15 protein-coding genes and 1 riboswitch are annotated in these 17,959 nt (G+C 71.5%); of the genes, 10 read left to right on the top strand and 5 right to left on the bottom strand.

What is annotated here, in order from left to right; translation table 11 throughout:
• Positions 1-19 precede the first annotated feature (19 nt).
• Both MICNX66_RS05115 and gdhA read left to right on the top strand, forming a co-directional pair.
• The gene (locus tag MICNX66_RS05115) at positions 20-2,836 is read left to right on the top strand and encodes a phosphoenolpyruvate carboxylase (protein ID WP_187663566.1); all 2,817 of its coding nucleotides are present in this window, start codon (positions 20-22) and stop codon (positions 2,834-2,836) included.
• Between the two features lie 132 nt (positions 2,837-2,968).
• Positions 2,969-4,339: an NADP-specific glutamate dehydrogenase gene (gene gdhA, locus MICNX66_RS05110; RefSeq protein ID WP_071328131.1), complete on the top strand. Its 1,371-nt coding sequence runs from the start codon at positions 2,969-2,971 to the stop codon at positions 4,337-4,339.
• A 74-nt stretch (positions 4,340-4,413) separates the two neighbouring features.
• Here the strand turns inward: gdhA and MICNX66_RS05105 are convergent, their stop codons facing one another.
• Together MICNX66_RS05105 and mfd are read right to left on the bottom strand one after the other, a co-directional pair.
• Positions 4,414-5,010, bottom strand: coding sequence for a gamma carbonic anhydrase family protein (locus tag MICNX66_RS05105; RefSeq protein ID WP_025103909.1), 597 nt, complete (start codon positions 5,008-5,010; stop codon positions 4,414-4,416).
• Positions 5,011-5,155: 145 nt separating this feature from the next.
• Positions 5,156-8,722, bottom strand: coding sequence for a transcription-repair coupling factor (gene mfd / locus MICNX66_RS05100; RefSeq protein ID WP_187663565.1), 3,567 nt, complete (start codon positions 8,720-8,722; stop codon positions 5,156-5,158).
• 142 nt (positions 8,723-8,864) lie between these two features.
• On the opposite strand from mfd, the gene MICNX66_RS05095 reads away from it, so the two are divergent.
• The 7 genes from MICNX66_RS05095 to MICNX66_RS05065 all read left to right on the top strand — a co-directional run bounded on the left by MICNX66_RS05095 (position 8,865) and on the right by MICNX66_RS05065 (position 14,570).
• A complete protein-coding gene (locus MICNX66_RS05095) occupies positions 8,865-9,428 on the top strand; it encodes a GNAT family N-acetyltransferase (protein WP_187663564.1) in 564 nt (187 codons plus the stop codon).
• 48 nt (positions 9,429-9,476) lie between these two features.
• The gene (locus MICNX66_RS05090; protein WP_187663563.1) at positions 9,477-10,340 is read left to right on the top strand and encodes an Fpg/Nei family DNA glycosylase; all 864 of its coding nucleotides are present in this window, start codon (positions 9,477-9,479) and stop codon (positions 10,338-10,340) included.
• Between the two features lie 66 nt (positions 10,341-10,406).
• Positions 10,407-10,551: riboswitch (FMN riboswitch) on the top strand.
• Positions 10,552-10,617: 66 nt separating this feature from the next.
• Positions 10,618-11,676 carry a bifunctional diaminohydroxyphosphoribosylaminopyrimidine deaminase/5-amino-6-(5-phosphoribosylamino)uracil reductase RibD gene (ribD, locus tag MICNX66_RS05085; RefSeq protein ID WP_187663562.1) on the top strand — a complete coding sequence of 353 codons (1,059 nt, stop codon included), beginning with the start codon at positions 10,618-10,620 and terminating at the stop codon, positions 11,674-11,676.
• Positions 11,676-12,389, top strand: coding sequence for a riboflavin synthase (locus MICNX66_RS05080; RefSeq protein ID WP_187663561.1), 714 nt, complete (start codon positions 11,676-11,678; stop codon positions 12,387-12,389). Before ribD ends, MICNX66_RS05080 begins: the two co-directional genes overlap by 1 nt.
• Entirely contained in the window at positions 12,386-13,654 is a 1,269-nt protein-coding gene (ribA, locus tag MICNX66_RS05075; RefSeq protein ID WP_187663560.1) for a GTP cyclohydrolase II, read from the top strand. The genes MICNX66_RS05080 and ribA overlap by 4 nt, the downstream gene beginning before the upstream one ends.
• Positions 13,651-14,124 carry a 6,7-dimethyl-8-ribityllumazine synthase gene (gene ribH / locus MICNX66_RS05070; RefSeq protein WP_025103903.1) on the top strand — a complete coding sequence of 158 codons (474 nt, stop codon included), beginning with the start codon at positions 13,651-13,653 and terminating at the stop codon, positions 14,122-14,124. Before ribA ends, ribH begins: the two co-directional genes overlap by 4 nt.
• A gap of 86 nt (positions 14,125-14,210) precedes the next feature.
• Positions 14,211-14,570, top strand: coding sequence for a Fe-S protein (locus tag MICNX66_RS05065; protein ID WP_187663559.1), 360 nt, complete (start codon positions 14,211-14,213; stop codon positions 14,568-14,570).
• Positions 14,571-14,578: 8 nt separating this feature from the next.
• Here MICNX66_RS05065 and MICNX66_RS05060 read toward each other — a convergent pair whose 3' ends face one another.
• Positions 14,579-15,037, bottom strand: coding sequence for a GAF domain-containing protein (locus MICNX66_RS05060; protein ID WP_232089198.1), 459 nt, complete (start codon positions 15,035-15,037; stop codon positions 14,579-14,581).
• Positions 15,038-15,078: 41 nt separating this feature from the next.
• Complete coding sequence (locus tag MICNX66_RS05055) at positions 15,079-15,576, bottom strand: metallophosphoesterase family protein (protein ID WP_187663557.1); 498 nt, start codon at positions 15,574-15,576, stop codon at positions 15,079-15,081.
• Between the two features lie 144 nt (positions 15,577-15,720).
• Here MICNX66_RS05055 and MICNX66_RS05050 point away from each other — a divergent pair, with 144 nt between their 5' ends.
• Positions 15,721-17,181 carry an MFS transporter gene (locus MICNX66_RS05050; RefSeq protein ID WP_187663556.1) on the top strand — a complete coding sequence of 487 codons (1,461 nt, stop codon included), beginning with the start codon at positions 15,721-15,723 and terminating at the stop codon, positions 17,179-17,181.
• 62 nt (positions 17,182-17,243) lie between these two features.
• Here MICNX66_RS05050 and MICNX66_RS05045 read toward each other — a convergent pair whose 3' ends face one another.
• Positions 17,244-17,864, bottom strand: coding sequence for an HAD family hydrolase (locus tag MICNX66_RS05045; RefSeq protein ID WP_232089197.1), 621 nt, complete (start codon positions 17,862-17,864; stop codon positions 17,244-17,246).
• Positions 17,865-17,959 lie beyond the last annotated feature (95 nt).

The following is a 17,959-nucleotide window of genomic DNA, read 5'->3' as shown; positions in this document are numbered from 1 at the left end:
ACCCGGCTACTCTCGGAGGGTGACCCCCGATTCCCCCGCTTTCTCCGAGCCGACGCCCACCGAGGCCATCCGCGTGATCGGTCGTTTCGAAGCCGGTCGCGGCATCCCCGATGCCATGCGCTCCGACGTGCGGATGCTGGGCCAGCTCCTCGGCCAGGTGCTCCGCGAAGCCGGCGGCGACGACCTCTTCGAGGACGTCGAGCGCCTGCGCCTCGCGACGATCCAGGCCTACGAGGACCACAGCTCCGACGCGTTCGACCGCGCCGCGGCGATCGCCGACTCCTTCACGATCGCCCGCGCCGACGAGGTCGCCAGGGCGTTCACCTGCTACTTCCACCTCGTGAACCTCGCCGAGGAGCACCAGCGCGTGCGCGTGCTCCGGGAGCGGGCGGGACAGCCGAGCCCTTCGACAGGCTCAGGGACCCAGGGGGGCACGGGCCCTTCGACAGGCTCAGGGACCCAGGGGGGCACGGGCCCTTCGACAGGCTCAGGGACCCAGGGGGGCTCGGGCCCTTCGACAGGCTCAGGGACCCAGGCGACGGACACGGTCGCGGGGGCGTATGCGCGGCTGCGCGAGGAGGTCGGCGACGACGAGGCCCGCCGGCGTCTGGACGGCCTGCGCTTCCACCCGGTCTTCACGGCGCACCCGACCGAGGCCCGTCGACGCGCCGTCTCGTCGAGCATCCGCCGCCTCTCCGAGCTGCTCACCCAGCACGACGCGGCGAGCGTCGGCGGCTCCGAGGAGCACCGGGCCCGCCGCCGGATGCTCGAGGAGATCGACACCCTCTGGCGGACGGCGCCGCTGCGCGCACAGAAGCCCTCCCCGACCGACGAGGTGCGCACCGTCATGGGCGTCTTCGACGAGACGCTGTTCACCACGGTCCCGCACGTCTACCGCCGGATCGACGACGCCCTCCGCGGCGAGGAGTCCGGCGCCAGCGCTCCGGTCGTCCCCGCGTTCGTGCGTATCGGCTCCTGGGTCGGCGGCGACCGCGACGGCAACCCGTTCGTCACGGCCGCCGTGACCCGTGAGGCGTCGCAGATCGCCTCCGACCACGTGCTCCGCGGGCTCGAGCGGGCACTCGACCGGATCGGCCGCACCCTCACGCTCGCCGCCGACGACACCCCGCCCAGCACCGGCGTCATCGCGCTCTGGGAGCGTTTCGCGGCCGCAGAGCCGGCGGTCGCCGACGAACTCGCAGCCCGCTCGCCCGACGAGCCGCACCGCCGTGTCGTCCTCGTCATGGCCCGCCGCGTGGCGGCCACCCGCCGCGGAGACGACGAGGGCTACACCGGTCCCGAAGAGCTGCTCGCGGAGCTGCGCGCCGTGCAGTCCTCCCTCGTCGCCGCCGGAGCCCGCCGCCACGCCTTCGGGGGCGTGCAGCACCTGATCTGGCAGGTCGAGACCTACGGCTTCCACCTCACGGAGCTCGAGGTGCGCCAGCACTCCCAGGTGCACGCGAAGGCTCTGGCCGAGTTGGAGGCCGGCGGGGCGATCAGCACGCAGACGGAGGAGGTGCTGGAGGTGTTCCGCGCGATCGCGGACATCCAGCGCGACCGGGGGCTTCGCGCCGCGGGCCGCTACGTCGTCTCCTTCACACAGGCGGCCTCCGACCTCGCGAACGTGCACCGCCTCGCCCGCCACGCGCTCGGCGACGACGCCCCGGTGCTCGACGTCGTGCCCCTGTTCGAGACCTTCGCCGACCTCCAGGCCGCCCCGGAGATCCTCGCCGAGGCCGTCACCTTCCCCGAGTTCCGCGAGCGGATGGCCGCCACAGGGAACCGGCTGGAGGTCATGCTCGGCTACTCCGACTCCTCCAAGGACGTCGGGCCCGTCGCCGCGAACCTGGCGCTGTACACGGCGCAGGAGAAGATCGCCCGCTGGGCGCAGGAGTCCGGCATCGAACTGACCCTCTTCCACGGCCGCGGCGGTGCGCTCGGCCGCGGCGGCGGTCCCGCGAACTCGGCGATCCTCGCGCAGCCCCCGCACTCCGTCGACGGCCGGTTCAAGCTCACCGAGCAGGGCGAGGTCATCTTCGCCCGCTACGGCGAGCCCGCGATCGCGATGCGGCACATCGACCAGGTCGCCGCGGCGACGCTGCTCGCCTCGTCCCCCACGGTCGAGGAACGCACCAGCAGCGCAGCAGCCCGCTACGCCGATGTCGCCGCGACCATGGACGCCGCCTCGCGCGAGCGGTTCTTCGCGCTCGTCAAGGCCGAGGGCTTCGCCCCGTGGTTCGCCACCGTGACCCCGATGGAGGAGATCGGCCTGCTCGCGCTCGGCTCGCGTCCCGCCCGCCGCGGCCTCTCGGTCGAGTCGCTGGAGGACCTCCGGGCCATCCCCTGGGTGTTCGCGTGGACGCAGGCCCGCATCAACCTCGCGGGCTGGTTCGGGCTCGGCACCGCGCTCGAGGCCGTCGGCGACGAGGAGCTGCTGGCGGAGGCCTACCGCGAGTGGCCGCTGCTGCGCACGATGGTCGACAACGTCGCGATGAGCCTCGCCAAGACCGACGAGCGCATCGCCCGGCAGTACCTCGCCCTCGGCGACCGCGACGACCTCGCCGCCCTGGTGCTCGACGAGCTCGCGCTCACCCGCCGCTGGGTCATCCGCCTCACCGGTGGCGAGGGCCTGCTGGAGAACAAGCCCGTGCTGCAGCGGGCCGTGCAGCTGCGCAGCCCGTACGTCGACGCCCTCTCGCTCCTGCAGCTGCGGGCGCTCCGCGCGCTCCGGTCCGCGCCGGAGCAGCCGGAGGGATCGGGGGCCGACGCCGAACAGCAGCGCCTGCTCCTCCTGTCCGTCAGCGGGGTTGCCGCCGGCCTGCAGAACACCGGGTGACCCGAGCCCTCCCGCCGCGTGCGCGGAGGCCCTCGTCGCCGACGCTAGAGTGAAACCTCCGCCTCACCCGGCTCTGCTTTCGCGCGCGACACGATCGCCCGCACCCCATCCCCCATCAGAAAGCCCTCCCGCGTGACCGTCACCACCCCCACCGACTTCCACCCGCTCGCCGACTCCGTGCAGCCCGTCTTCGACACGGTGCTGGCACGCAGCCCGCACGAGCCGGAGTTCCACCAGGCCGTCCACGAGGTGCTGCACTCCATCGCCCCGGTGCTGGAGCGCCACCCGGAATACGTGGACGGCGGGATCCTGGAGCGCCTGGTCGAGCCGGAGCGGCAGATCATGTTCCGCGTACCGTGGGTCGACGATGCCGGAAAGCTGCAGGTCAACCGCGGGTACCGCATCCAGTTCTCCTCCGTGCTCGGCCCGTACAAGGGCGGCCTGCGGTTCCACCCGTCGGTCAACCTCTCGATCATCAAGTTCCTCGGCTTCGAGCAGATCTTCAAGAACGCGCTCACCGGTCAGGGCATCGGCGGCGGCAAGGGCGGCTCCGACTTCGACCCGCACGGGAAGTCCGACGCCGAGGTCATGCGGTTCTGCCAGTCCTTCATGAACGAGCTCTACCGGCACCTCGGCGAGCACACCGACGTCCCCGCGGGTGACATCGGCGTCGGCGGCCGCGAGATCGGCTACCTCTTCGGCCAGTACCGCAAGGTCACCAACCGCCACGAGTCCGGCATGTTCACGGGCAAGGGCACCGGCTGGGGCGGCGCCGAGGTGCGGACGGAGGCCACGGGCTACGGCGCGGTGTTCTTCGCGCAGGAGATGCTCGGCGTGCACGGCGACTCCCTCGACGGCAAGCGCGTCGGCATCTCGGGCTCCGGCAACGTGGCGATCTACGCGATCCAGAAGGCCGCTCAGCTCGGCGCGACCGCGGTCACGGCGTCCGACTCCTCCGGCTACGTCGTCGACGACGCGGGCATCGATCTCGACCTGCTGCGTCAGCTCAAGGAGGTCGAGCGCGCCCGCATCGTCGAGTACGCCAACCGCCGCCCCAGCGCCCGCTTCGTGGAGAGCGGCAGCGTGTGGGAGGTGCCCGTGGACATCGCGGTGCCCTCCGCCACGCAGAACGAGGTCAGCCTCGCCGACGCGGAGGCCCTCATCGCGAACGGCGTGCGTGCCGTGTCCGAGGGCGCCAACATGCCGTGCGTCCCCGAGGCGGTCGAGGCCTTCCAGAAGGCGGGCGTGCTGTTCGCCCCGGGCAAGGCAGCGAACGCGGGCGGTGTCGCGACCTCCGCGCTGGAGATGAGCCAGAACGCCTCGCGGCAGCGCTGGAGCTTCGGCGACAGTGAGAACAAGCTCCGCGAGATCATGGGCGACATCCACCGTGCCGCCTTCGAGGCCGCCGAGCGTCACGGAGTCCCCGGCGACTACGTGGCCGGCGCCAACATCGCCGGCTTCGAGCGCGTCGCTGCGGCGATGCTCGCCCAGGGCGTCATCTGACCCGGTTCGAATCGCCTGATTGGTCGTGAATCCGGCCGGAATGCGACCAATCGGACGATTCGAAGGGTGTGCGGTCAGACCTGGCGGTCGTCGGCGTGCCGCGCGAGGGAGCTGCCGTAGCGCTCCGTGAGCTGGACCATGAGGTCGGGAGTGTCCCGGTCGACGCCGAAAACGTGTCCGGGGAAGTCGAGCTCGGGCTGTGCCGCCGCGATCTCCGCGTCCCTGTCGGGCGAGAGCAGCTGCACGGGATCCCCCACCGCGACCCAGCCGATCGGCACCACCGTCCCCGACGGCAGCACGGCCCGGCGATGCACGATGGCGTTGACCCGCACCTCGCAGCGGTCCCCGACGAGCGCCCCGTTGAAGACCCGGGCCCCGGACGCGAAGAACACCTCCTCGCCCACGGTGGCCCCCGCGATGCTCGCCAGCGTGCCGACGAGGGTGTGCGCACCGATGTGCACGGCGTTGGCCGCGGTCGCCCTGATCAGCGCGTTCTCCATGACGATGACGTGCGCCCCGAGGGTGATGGGGCCGCCCTCCGCGGTGATGACGGCGCCGTGCAGCACCTGGCAGCCGGGTCCGAGCTCCACGTCGCCGGAGATGACGGCGGTGGGAGCGACGACGGCGGTGTCGTGGATGCGGGGGCGAGCCCCGAGGTGCTCGTACAACATGCGGCCAGACTAGCCCCCGGCGTCTGCGGCGTGCACGACTTCGGAGATCATCACCGACACGCCGGACCCGAGCCGCCGGCGACGGCGTGTCGTCCGCGGGCTCCGCAGTCGTGCACGGCGGAGGCGGCCGCGACCGCCGCCCGGGTCACTCGGGCTTGGCGGGCTCGGGGAAGATGGCGGTGAACAGCTGGTCGACCCAGGCGAGCAGCTCCGCGTCGGGCAGCGGCTCCACGCCCACGCCGACCGCGGCGGGCACCGTGGGCATCGGCACGACGAGAGCCTCCCCGCCGGAGACGAGCTTCGCCTTCGGATAGAGCCGCTGCAGCCGGACCTTGATCGAGTCCTCGAGACGGGCGGGCGCGAGGCGCAGGTTCGAGCCCATGGCCACGACGTCGGTGAGCCCGGCCCTGGCCGCCCGGCGCCGCAGTCGCGCGATCGACACGAGTCCGGTGACCTCGTCCGGCGGCGTGCCGTACCGGTCGACGAGCTCCTCCACCACGAGGTCGATCGCGTCGTCCTTCGCGGTCGCGGCCGAGGCGGCGGAGAGCTTCTGGTACGCCTCGAGCCGGAGGCGTTCGCTGTCGATGTAGTCCTCCGGGATGCGGGCGTCGAGCGGCAGCTCGAGTCGGAGCTCCTGCCCGGTCTCGACCTCCTCGCCCCGGAAGGTCGCGACGGCCTCGCCGATCATGCGCAGGTAGAGGTCGAAGCCGACCCCCGCGATGTGTCCGGCCTGCTCGGCGCCGAGGAGGTTGCCCGCACCGCGCAGCTCGAGGTCCTTGAGGGCGACCTGCATACCGGAGCCGAGGTCGTTGTTGACCGCGATGGTCTGCAGCCGGTCGGCCGCGGTCTCGCTCAGCGGCTTCATGTCGTCGTAGAGGAAGTACGCGTAGGCGCGCTCCCGTCCGCGACCCACGCGTCCGCGGAGCTGGTGGAGCTGGCTCAGACCGTACTTGTCGGCGCGGTCGATGATGATCGTGTTCGCGTTGGAGATGTCGAGGCCGGTCTCGATGATCGTGGTCGACACCAGGACGTCGAACTTGCGCTCCCAGAAGTCGTCCACGACCTGCTCCAGCGCGTGCTCGCCCATCTGGCCGTGCGCGACGGCGATCCGCGCCTCGGGGACCAGCTCGGCGAGCTCCGCCGCGACGCGCTGGATCGACTGCACGCGGTTGTGCACGAAGAAGACCTGGCCCTCGCGAAGGATCTCGCGGCGGATGGCGGCGGCGATCTGCTTGTCGCTGCGGGGGCCGACGAACGAGAGGATCGGGTGCCGATCCTCCGGCGGCGTGGCGAGGGTCGACATCTCGCGGATGCCGGTGACCGCCATCTCCAGGGTGCGCGGGATCGGGGTGGCGCTCATGGCGAGGATGTCGACGTTGGTCTTCATCTTCTTCAGCGCGTCCTTGTGCTCGACGCCGAACCGCTGCTCCTCGTCGATGATCATGAGGCCGAGGTCCTTGAACAGCACCTGGTCCGTGAGGATGCGGTGCGTGCCGATCACCATGTCCACGGAGCCGTCGAGCAGGCCCTGCAGGGTGAGCCGCGCCTCCTTGTCGGTCTGGAACCGCGACAGCGGCCGCACCTTGACCGGGAACCCGGCGAAGCGCTCCGTGAACGTCTCGAGGTGCTGCTTCACGAGCAGGGTCGTCGGGACGAGCATCGCCACCTGCTTGCCGTCCTGGATGGCCTTGAACGCCGCCCGGACCGCGACCTCGGTCTTGCCGAAGCCGACGTCGCCCGAGAGCAGCCGGTCCATCGGGATCGGCCGCTCCATGTCGGCCTTGATCTCGTCGATGGTCTGCAGCTGGTCGTGGGTCTCCGCGAACGGGAACGCCTCCTCCAGCTCGCGCTGCCAGGGGGTGTCAGGGCCGAAGGCGTACCCCTTGGCGCTCATCCGGGCGGAGTAGAGCTTGACGAGCTCGACGGCGATGTCGCGGACCGCCTTGCGCGCCTTGCCCTTGGCCTGCGCCCAGTCGCTGCCGCCCATCTTCGACAGCGTCGGGGCCTCGCCGCCGACGTACTTCGACAGGAGGTCGAGCTGGTCGGTGGGCACGTACAGCTTGTCGCCGGGGTAGCCGCGCTTGGACGGCGCGTACTCCAGCACGAGGTAGTCGCGGATCGACTTCGCGGCGTTGCGGCCGCCGGTGGAGACCTCGCGCTGGGTCATCTCGACGAACCGGCCGATGCCGTGTGTGGCGTGCACCACGAAGTCGCCCTGCTTGAGCTGCAGCGGGTCGACGACGTTCTTCCGACGGGACGCGAGCTTCTTGACGACGCGCTGGTCGCCGCCGATCGTGCGGCCGTAGAACTCGTTGTCGGTGAGGACGGCGAGCTTCGCCTCGGGCACCTGGAAGCCGGCCTCGACCCCGCCCACCGTGAGGGTCGCGACCCCCGGGTCCGGTGCGTCCGCGATCGACTCCACCACCCGGGCCGCGATGCCGCGGTCGGAGAGCACGTCGCGGGCACGGTCGACGAGGCCGTGTCCGGTCGCGAGGACGACCACCCGCCAGCCGTCGGCGACCTTCGCCTCCACGAAGGCGATCGCGCCGTCGACGTTGCCGTGGAAGGAGGGGATGACGGTGGCCGCCTCGACGCTCTCCGCGGTCGCGTCGCCGATCCCGAAGGGGCTCAGGCGCCACCACACGCCGCCGCGGTCGCGGACGACCTCGCGCAGATCGGCGATGGTGAGGAAGTCGCCGGCGCCGAGGTCGATGGGGGCCGAGGCTCCCGAGGTCGCCGCGCTCCAGGCGGCGTCGAGGAACTCGCGGTTCGTCTCGCCGAGGGTGAGGGCGCGGGCGGTCGAGCGCTCCGGGTCGATGACGGCGGTCGCCGTGCCCTCGGGCAGGTACTCGACGAGCGACTTGAGGGGACCGGCGACCGCGGGCAGCAGCGACTCCATGCCCTCGACCGGGATGCCCTCGGCCATCTTCTCGAGCATGCCGCTGATGGCGGGGAAGCCCCCGATGAGCGCCCTGGCCCGCTCCCGCACCTCGGCGGTGAGCAGGAGCTCGCGGCTGGGCGGGAGGTCGACGCCTGGCACGTCGCCGGGCAGCGAGCGCTGGTCCGCCACGGAGAACGCGCGGATCTGATCGATCTCGTCGCCGAAGAACTCCACGCGGTACGGGTGTTCGGACGTGGGAGGGAAGACGTCGAGGATGCCGCCGCGGACGGCGAACTCGCCCCGTCGCGACACCATGTCGACGCGGGAGTAGGCCCGTTCCACGAGCTGCTCGGCGACGTGGTCGAGCTCGTTGCCGCGGCTGCCCACCGTCAGCTCCAGCGGCACGATGTCGCCGAGGTTCCCGGCGATGGGCTGGAGCGCGGCGCGCACGGAGGCGACGACCACGAGAGGGCGCTCGCCTCTCCATTCGGCGACGCGGCGCAGGGTCTGCAGTCGCAGGCCGACCGTGTCCGGGCTGGGGCTGAGGCGCTCGTGCGGCAGCGTCTCCCAGGCCGGGAAGGTGAGCACCTCGGCATCCGGGACGTAGGTCTCCAGGGCCTGCGCGACCGATTCCGCGCGGCGCCCCGTGGGCACCACGGCCAGCAGCGCCGCCGGGTGGCCGGCCGCCGCACGCTTGGCGAGCAGACCGGCGAGAACGGGCGCGTCGAGCCCGTCGACCAGGCCGAGGTCGGCGTCGGTGTGCGCCCAGGCGAGAGCGTCACGATACAGAGACGCCTCTTCCAAGGCGCGCAGAATCCCCGGAACAGTCACCGGACAAGCCTAATCGCGCCCACGGACACTGCGGTCGACTCTCCCTTTCCCACCCCTTTCCGTGCCTCCCACCCCGTTACGGACGCGCGGAAGGGGCCGGGGCGGACCGAAGGGGCCGGGTCGGGCGTCTTAGGCTGGAGGGATGCCTCCGGTCACCCTCACCACCGCACGACTCGTCCTCCACGCTCCGACGGAGGCCGACGTCGACGCGATCACCGAGGCCTGCCAGGACCCCGAGATCGGGCGGTGGACGACGGTGCCCTCCCCCTACTTCCGCCAGGACGCGGAGGACTTCGTCGCCCTCGTGGAGCAGTGGTGGGAGGACGGCTCGCAGACCGTCTGGGGTGTCTACGCCGACGACGTCCTCGTGGGCATGGTCGGCCTCCACCACATCGGGGAGCATCCGGCCGGGGGTCATGCCGAGCTCGGCTACTGGGTCGTCGCCGACGCACGCGGCCGCGGCTACCTCGTCGAGGCCGCGCGCGCGGTGCTCGACTGGGGTTTCGCGGAGCTCGGCCTCGCCCGGATCCGCTGGCAGGCCGTCGTGGGCAACGTCCCCTCCGCCCGCGCCGCCCGCGCCCTCGGCTTCCGCTTCGAGGGCACCATGCGTCAGGGCCTCACCAGCCAGCGCGGTCGGGACGACGGCTGGCTCGCGGGGCTGCTGCGCGACGACGACCGGACGCCGGTGGAGTGGCCGGTGCTCTGAGCGCACGCCACGCGTGACAGCGTCGGACCCCGGTGACAGGATGGCTGCATGCCTGAGATGCCGGAGGTCGAAGGACTCGTCGCGTTCCTCGGCGAGCGCACCACCGGACGCACCATCACCCGTGCCTCCGTGGCCGCGATCGCCGCGCTGAAGACCTACGACCCGCCGATCTCGGCGCTGGAAGGCGCGTCGATCACCGGGGCGGAGCGCCGCGGCAAGTTCGTCGTGCTGTCCTGCGGGCCCGAGCTGCACCTCGTCTTCCACCTGGCGAAGGCGGGATGGCTGCGCTGGTACGACACCCTGCCCACCACGCTCCTCAAGCCGGGCAAGTCGCCCATCGCGCTGCGGATCGCCCTCGACGACGGCAGTGGCTTCGACCTGACCGAGGCCGGGACGAAGAAGTCGCTCGCCGTGTACGTCGTCCGCGACCCCGCCGAGGTGCCGGGTATCGCCCGCCTCGGCCCCGATCCGCTCGACCCGTCCTTCACCCGCGACGCCTTCGCCGCGCTGCTCGACGACCGCCGGATGCAGATCAAGGGGCTGCTCCGCGACCAGGGCGTCATCGCGGGTATCGGCAACGCCTACTCCGACGAGATCCTGCATGCAGCCCGCATGTCGCCGTATGCCATCGCCGGCACGCTGGACGACGCCGAGATCGACCGGCTGTTCGCGGCGATGCAGGAGACCCTCGCCGAGGCCGTCGCTGCTGCCGCGGGCAAACCTCCGGCCGACCTCAAGGACGCCAAGCGCCGCGGCATGCGGGTACACGCCCGCCGGGGCGAGGCGTGTCCGGTCTGCGGCGACGAGGTGCGCAGCGTCTTCTTCGCCGACCGCTCGCTAGAGTACTGCCCCACCTGTCAGACCGGCGGCAAGGTCCTCGCCGACCGGCGACTGTCCCGCCTGCTCAAGTGAGGGCCGGGCACGGCCCCTGCCACGGAATGAAACGGGCGCAGACGCGTTGAGTACACTCAGAGCAGCAACGTGCTCCGGGGTCGGTGGGAATCCGAACCGGCGGTGACAGTCCGCGAGCGTTCCGAGTGATCGGGATGCCGATCCGGTGGAATTCCGGAACCGACGGTGATGCGAGGGACACCTCGCTAGTCCGGAAGGGAGGCAGCACGAGGCGCACGCGCGTGCGTCCGTTCCGCCAGCCTGCAGCGACCCCGAGCCGCAGAGAGGACGACGACGGATGGCAGTGACCGCGACAGAGCGCCGTGCGATGGATCGTGCGCTCGCCCTCGCGACCCGCGGCCCGCGCGGGGTCAACCCGCAGGTGGGCGCCGTGATCCTCTCCCCCGACGGCGAGGTGCTGGCCGAGGGCTGGCATCGGGGCTCCGGCACCCCGCACGCCGAGGTCGACGCCCTCTCGAAGCTCGCGCCGGGCGCTGCACGGGGCGCGACGGCGATCGTGACGCTGGAACCCTGCAATCACACCGGTCGCACCGGCCCCTGCGCGCTCGCGCTCATCGAGGCCGGCGTGACGCGGGTCGTCTACGCGCTCGACGACCCCGGTGAGGTCTCCGGCGGCGGCGCGGAGCGGCTGCGCGCCGCGGGCGTGAGCGTGGAGTCCGGCGAGCGCGCCACCGAGGCCCGCGCCGTGATCGGCGACTGGCTCATCGCGTCGCGCCTCGGCCGTCCGCACGTGACCGTCAAGTGGGCGCAGAGCCTCGACGGCAGGGCTGCGGCGGACGACGGTTCCAGTCAGTGGATCACCGGCCCGGAGGCCCGCGCCGATGTGCACCGGCGACGCGCCCAGGCCGACGCGATCGCGGTGGGTACCGGCACCGTGCTCGCCGACGACCCCGCGCTCACCGCCCGCGCCGGCGACGAGCTCCTGCCGCACCAGCCCGTCCCGGTCGTGATCGGCACCAGTGCCACCCCTGCGGATGCGGCGGTGCATCGTCATCCGCACACGCCGCTGTTCTTCGACACGCACGACCTGTCGGCGGTCCTCGCCGAGCTGCACGCGCGCGGCATCCAGACGCTGTTCGTGGAGGGCGGCCCGACGCTCGCCAGCGCGTTCCTCTCCGCCGGGCTCGCGGACCGCGTGCTCGCATACGTCGCCCCCGTCCTGCTCGGCGGGAGCCGCCTGGCCGTGACCGACATCGGTGTCCGCTCGATCGACCAGGCACATCGCCTCGTCGTGGACGAGTGGCTGCCGTTGGGTGCAGACCTGCTCGCGATCGCGCATCCTGCGGACGCGGACGACCCGGACCGCACCGGCCCGGAGAAGGAGGGAACCCTCTGATGTTCACCGGAATCATCGAGGAGATCGGCGAGATCACCGCCATCGCGGAGTCGGGCGACGGCTGGCGCCTCACGGTGCGCGCCCCGATGGCCGCTGCCGACGCCGTGCACGGCGAGTCGATCGCGGTCTCCGGCGTCTGCCTGACCGTCGTCGGCTCCACCGCCGAGACCTTCGACGCCGACGTCATGAAGCAGACGCTCGACGTCGCGGCCCTCGGCGCGGCGACTGTCGGCACCAGGGTCAACATCGAGAAGGCGATGCCCGTGGGGGCGCGGCTCGGCGGGCACATCGTGCAGGGCCACGTCGACGGCACCGGCACCGTGCTCGAGGTGCGCCCCGGCGCGCAGTGGAGCGTCCTGCGCATCAGCCTTCCCGACGACCTCGCGCCGCTCGTCGTCGACAAGGGCTCCATCTCCGTCGACGGCACCTCGCTGACGGTGAGCGCAGTGAGCCCTTCGACCCCTTCGACCCCTTCGACAGGCTCAGGGACCCCGGAGGGCTCAGGAACCCGGGAGGGCTCAGGGACCCAGGAGGGCTCGGGCACCGGGGGCGGGCACTGGTTCGAGGTGTCGCTCATCCCGGAGACCCTGGCGGCGACCACCCTCGGCACCCGCGCGGTCGGCGACCGCGTGAACCTCGAGACCGACATCCTCGCGCGGCACGTCGAGCGACTGCTCGCATTCCGCGCCGCACCGGAAGGGGGCTCGCGATGAGCCTGGCAACCATCCCCGAAGCCCTGGAGGCGCTGCGCGCAGGACGCCCCGTGCTCGTGGCCGACGACGAGAATCGCGAGAACGAGGGCGACGTCGTTCTCTCCGCCGAACTCGCCACACCCGAGTGGGTGGCCTGGACCGTGCGCTGGTCCTCCGGGTTCATCTGCGCGCCGATGCCCACCGACCTCGCGGACAGCCTCAACCTGCCGCCGATGGTCGCGGCCAGCGAGGACGCCCGCTCCACCGCCTACACCGTGAGCGTCGACGCCGCGGAAGGGGTGACGACCGGGATCAGCGCCAGCGACCGCGCCCGCACCCTCAACGTGCTGGCGAACCCCGACTCGACGGCGACGAGCATCATCCGCCCCGGCCATGTGCTCCCGCTCCGGGCCGTGGACGGCGGCGTGCGCGAGCGCAGCGGTCACACCGAGGCCGCGGTCGAGCTCATGAAGCTCGCCGGCCTCCGGCCCGTCGGCGCGATCGCGGAGGTCGTCGCCGAGGACGGCAGCATGATGCGGCTTCCCGGGCTCCTCGAACTCGGCGCCCGCGACGGCGTGCCGGTCATCACGATCGAGCAGCTCATCGCACACCTCAACGAGATCGACCCGGAGGGGGCGACCCCGGCCGCCCAGCGCGGTCGCCGGGTGAGCCTCCGTGCTGACGCCACCGTGCCCACCGACCACGGCACGTTCCGCTTCCTGGCCTACAAGGACCGCGTCACCGGCACCGACCACATCGCGGTCGTATCGGGCGAGCCGACCGAGACCGCCCTCGTGCGCGTGCACTCGGAGTGCCTGACCGGCGAGGCGTTCGGGTCCCAGAAGTGCGAGTGCGGCCCGCAGCTGGATGCCGCGCTGGACGCCATCGACCGCGAGGGCGGCATCGTCATCTACATGCGGGGACACGAGGGCCGAGGCATCGGTCTCATCAACAAGCTGCGCGCCTACAGCCTGCAGGAGGACGGCCTGGACACCGTCGACGCGAACCTGGCACTGGGCCTCCCGGCGGACGCCCGCGACTACGCGGCGGCGGCCGGGATCCTCACCGATCTGGGGGTCTCGAAGGTCCGTTTGCTCACTAACAACACCGACAAGGTGAACAAGCTGCGTGAGCTCGGCCTCGACGTCGTCGAGCAGGTGCCGCTGATCGTGGGCGTGGGACCGAACAACCACCAGTACCTGGAGACCAAGCGCGACCGCATGGGCCACATCATCGGCGAAGCAGAGCTCGCCGAGGCCCTCGCGGCAGGAAAGGACGAGGAATGAGCGGCGCCGGAGCACCCAAGACGGGGAACATCGACGGGCGGGGGCTGGAGGTCGTCGTGATCGCCGGCACCTGGCACGAGGTGATCTCGAACGGCCTGATCGCCGGCGCCCAGCGGGTGCTCGACGAGGCCGGAGCGACGCATCGCCTGGTGCGGGTGCCCGGTTCGTTCGAGCTCGCCGTGGCCGCGCAGGCCGCCTTCGCGGGCGGTGCGGATGCGGTGGTCGCCCTCGGGGTCATCATCCGCGGCGGCACGCCGCACTTCGAGTACGTCTCGGCGGCGGCGACCGACGGCCTCACCCGCGTCTCCCTCGACGCCGGCAAGCCGGTCGGGTTCGGGCTGCTCACGCTCGACGACGAGAAGCAGGGACTGGACCGCGCGGGCCTGGAGGGCTCGAAGGAGGACAAGGGCGCGGAGGCCGCGGACGCGGCGCTGCGCACTGCCCTCGTGATCCGCGAGCTCCGCGGCTGATTCCCCTCCGCCTCGCGCCCGATCGCGGGCGCGAGGTCAGGCGTGCCTTGGTGGCGCGGAATGCCGCGCTCTCGTACGGTGAGGGCATGGAGACCCTGCGCCACATCGTGCTCTTCGTCCACCTCATCGGCTTCGCCGTGCTCTTCGGGGCCTGGGCGGCGCAGGCGTTCGGCGGCAAGCGGGTGTTCACGCGTCTGATGACCATCGGCATGACGATCGCCGCGGTCGCCGGCCTCGCCCTCGCCGCCCCGTGGGGCCTCCCGGAGGGCGTCGAGATGAACTACGCCAAGATCGGCACGAAGCTCGTCATCCTCCTCGTGATCGGCGCCCTGCTCGGCATCGGCACGGCGCGCCAGAAGCGCGACCAGGTCGTGCCGCCCGCGATCTTCTGGCTCGTGGGCATTCTCACGGCCGTGAACGCCGCCATCGCCGCGATCTGGCGCTGACGCGCGGATCAGCGCAGGCTGCGCTCCCAGAGCGCGGATGACTGCTCCCCGGCCCCATCCGTACGGATGCGCTGGCCGTTGCGTCCCCCGCGGGCGAACGTGGCGGTGACGCCCGGCGGGACGTCGGAAGCCGCCACCGGGCTCGACGACCAGGTGCAGGCGCGCACGTGCACGAGGTCTGCCGCCACCGCGGCCGGATCGTCGTCGTAGCGCCACGGTCCCGTCAGCCGCCCGAGCCAGAAGAGTCCGTCGACGTCCCTGGTCCAGACGAGGGTTCCCGTCGGAAGCGCCGCGAAGCGCTCCAGCCGCCGCGCGGCCCGCTCTCCATGGCGGGCGTCGACGGCGGCGAGCGCCGCAGTCAGAGAGCCGGGCGTGCTGTCGAGCCGCCCACCCATGCCGCAGACGCCCTCGGCGAGCGCACGCTCGACCGCGACTCCCGGCGCGACGGCATCGTCGCGAGAGCGCATCGGTGCGCGGTAGGCGAGCGGTTCGCCGGGGCCATCGTCCGTCATGGGAGCGGCACGAGGGTCGCCTCGACATCGCCCCCGTCGACCACGACGCGCATCATCGTGTGCACGGGCTGTCGACGCCGGTCGGTCGGAGAGCCCGGGTTGAGCAGCCGCAGACCGTTCGGCGTGACGGTGTCCCAAGGGATGTGCGAGTGTCCGAAGATCAGCACGTCGACATCGGGGAAGGCGAGATCCATCCGCTTCTCCCGCCCGGTCGCGGCGCCCGTCTCGTGGATGACGGCGACGGCGGTGTCCTCCACGGTGAACCGCGCGATCTCCGGCAGCACCCGGCGGATCTCGGGGCCGTCGTTGTTGCCGTGCACACCGTGGAGCACGCGCGCGCGGGACTGGAGCAGCTCGACGGTGGGGAGATCGACCCAGTCCCCCGCGTGCACGACGACGTCGGCCTCGTCGATGGCCTGCAGCACCGCGTCCGGCAGCCGCTTCGCCCGCTTCGGGACGTGCGTATCGGCGAGGAGCAGCATCCGTGTCGTCATGATCCCCCTCCGGCCGGTCTCCCCCGACTCTACGCGCGGGCACCGACGCCCTCGACCCGGTCCGTCATCAACGTCCAGGGAACTCCCAGGAAGGCGTAGACTCGCCCGAGTCCGCCGGTATACCGGCGGAGGATCGGAGACCCCTTGAGCACCGCCACCACCCCCGCGAACCCCCGCTCGCGCGTCATCACCGCGAGCCTCGTCGGCACCACCATCGAGTTCTATGACTTCTACGTCTATGCGACGGCAGCCGTGCTCGTCTTCCCCACACTCTTCTTCCCGAGCACGAACGACACCGCGTCGCTGCTGTCGTCGTTCGCCGTCTTCGGCGCGGCCATGGTCGCCCGCCCGATCGGCGCCGTCGTCTTCGGGCACTTCGGCGACAAGTTCGGGCGCAAGGCGACCCTCGTCGCCTCGCTCCTCACCATGGGCATCGCGACGTTCGTGATCGGCCTCCTGCCCACGTTCCAGCAGATCGGCTGGGTCGCCCCGCTGCTCCTGCTGATCCTCCGTCTCGCCCAGGGCTTCGCGCTGGGCGGCGAGTGGTCGGGCGCGGCGCTCGTGGCCACCGAGAACGCCCCGAAGGGCAAGCGCGCCTGGTACGGCTCGTTCCCGCAGCTCGGCGCACCGCTCGGCTTCATCATCGCGAACGGCATCTTCCTCGCCATCAACTTCGCCCTCCCGCACCCGGAGGACTCGGCGCTGAAGTCGGAGGCCTTCCTCTCCTGGGGCTGGCGCGTGCCGTTCCTGTTCTCCGCCGTCATGGTCATCATCGGTCTGTGGGTGCGGCTCCGCCTCGTCGAGTCGGACACGTTCAAGAAGGCGGAGAAGACCGGCGCGATCCGCAAGCTCCCGCTCGCGACCGTATTCCGGCACCACTGGAAGCAGCTCATCCTCGGCACGTTCATCATGCTGGCGACGTACGTGCTGTTCTACCTGATGACGAACTTCACGCTCACCTACGGCACGAAGGCCGCCGACCTCGAGACCGCGTCGGCCGCCGCCCGGGCAGCGGCCGAGGCGACCGGCAAGGACTTCGACCCGAGTGTGTTCGCGGCGCAGTTCTACCCGGGCCTCGGCTTCGGCTACACCGACTTCGTACTCATGCAGATCATCGGCGTCGTGTTCTTCGGCATCTTCACGTTGCTGTCCGGACCGATCGCCGACGCCATCGGGCGCCGCAAGCTGCTGCTGTGGGTCACCGGACTCATCGTCGTCTTCGGTCTGTCGTTCAACCTCTTCCTGCTGCCGCAGGCCGACCCGAAGTTCACCGGGGCCCTCACCCAGGCTTTCCTCGTGTTCGGCTTCATGCTCATGGGTACGACGTTCGGGCCGATGGGGGCGCTCCTGCCGGAGCTGTTCCCGACGAACGTGCGCTACTCCGGCTCGGCGATCGCGTACAACGTGTCGTCGATCCTCGGTGCGGCCGTGGCGCCGTTCATCGCGGTGGCCCTGTGGGCGGCGGTCGGCGGCGAGCCCTGGCTCGTGGGACTGTACCTGTCGTCGATGGCGGTGCTGACCTTCATCGCGCTCATCTTCACTCCCGAGACGAAGGACCACGACTACGAGGACGACCTCGGTCTCGCCTCCGCCGTCGAGCTCTAGAGGCCGGCCGGAACGGCGCCCGTGTCCTCGGACACCGGGCGCCGTTCGCGGTCCGGCGACGCTCAGACCCGGAGGAACCGCTCGATCGCGGCTACGGTCTGCGGGGTGCTCCGGTGAAGGATCGCCGACATTCCGACCTCATGGGCGCCGCGGACGGCCTCCACGTGGTCATCGATGAAGAGGACATCCTCCGGGGCCGCATCCATCCGTTGGAGCGCACTGCGGTACGCCCGGCCGTCGGGTTTCGCCACTCCCAGCTCGTGGCTGTAGCAGATGGGATCGAACACCGCAGAGAACCCGAAGCGCCGTTCCTCCTCCTCGCGCGCGCCGTCCGCCGAGTTCGAGAGGATCGCCACCCTCGCCCTTCCCCGCAACGTCGCGGCGTGCGCGATCAGCTCCGCGTCGGCATGACCGCAGTAGGAATCCCAGAACTCCGCACGCATCTGCGCCTGGCGGTCACTGTCGAGACGCAGCACCGCCCCGAGTCCCTCCCAGAACGCCTCAGCCACTCCCGCTTCGAGGTCGATCCTCGGTAGCGCCGCAGCCGCCAGGCGCTCATCCGCCTCCTGGCGCGTGATGTCAGCCTCACGGCACCAGCGCGCCCACCACCGGTCCTGCCAGGCGTCATCGTCGACGACCTCGAGCACGCCGCCGACGTCGAACAGTATCCACTTCTCCGGCATCCGCTCACCCTAGCTCGGAGCGGGGCGGGGTGCTCTCGCATCGCAGCTCTCACGCCAGTGGGCAACGCGCACGTCAACACTTCTTGACACCGTCC

The organism is Microbacterium sp. Nx66 (genome assembly GCF_904066215.1).
GTDB classification, from domain to species: Bacteria; Actinomycetota; Actinomycetes; order Actinomycetales; family Microbacteriaceae; genus Microbacterium; species Microbacterium meiriae.
This window is presented reverse-complemented; position numbering and strand designations above follow the sequence as displayed.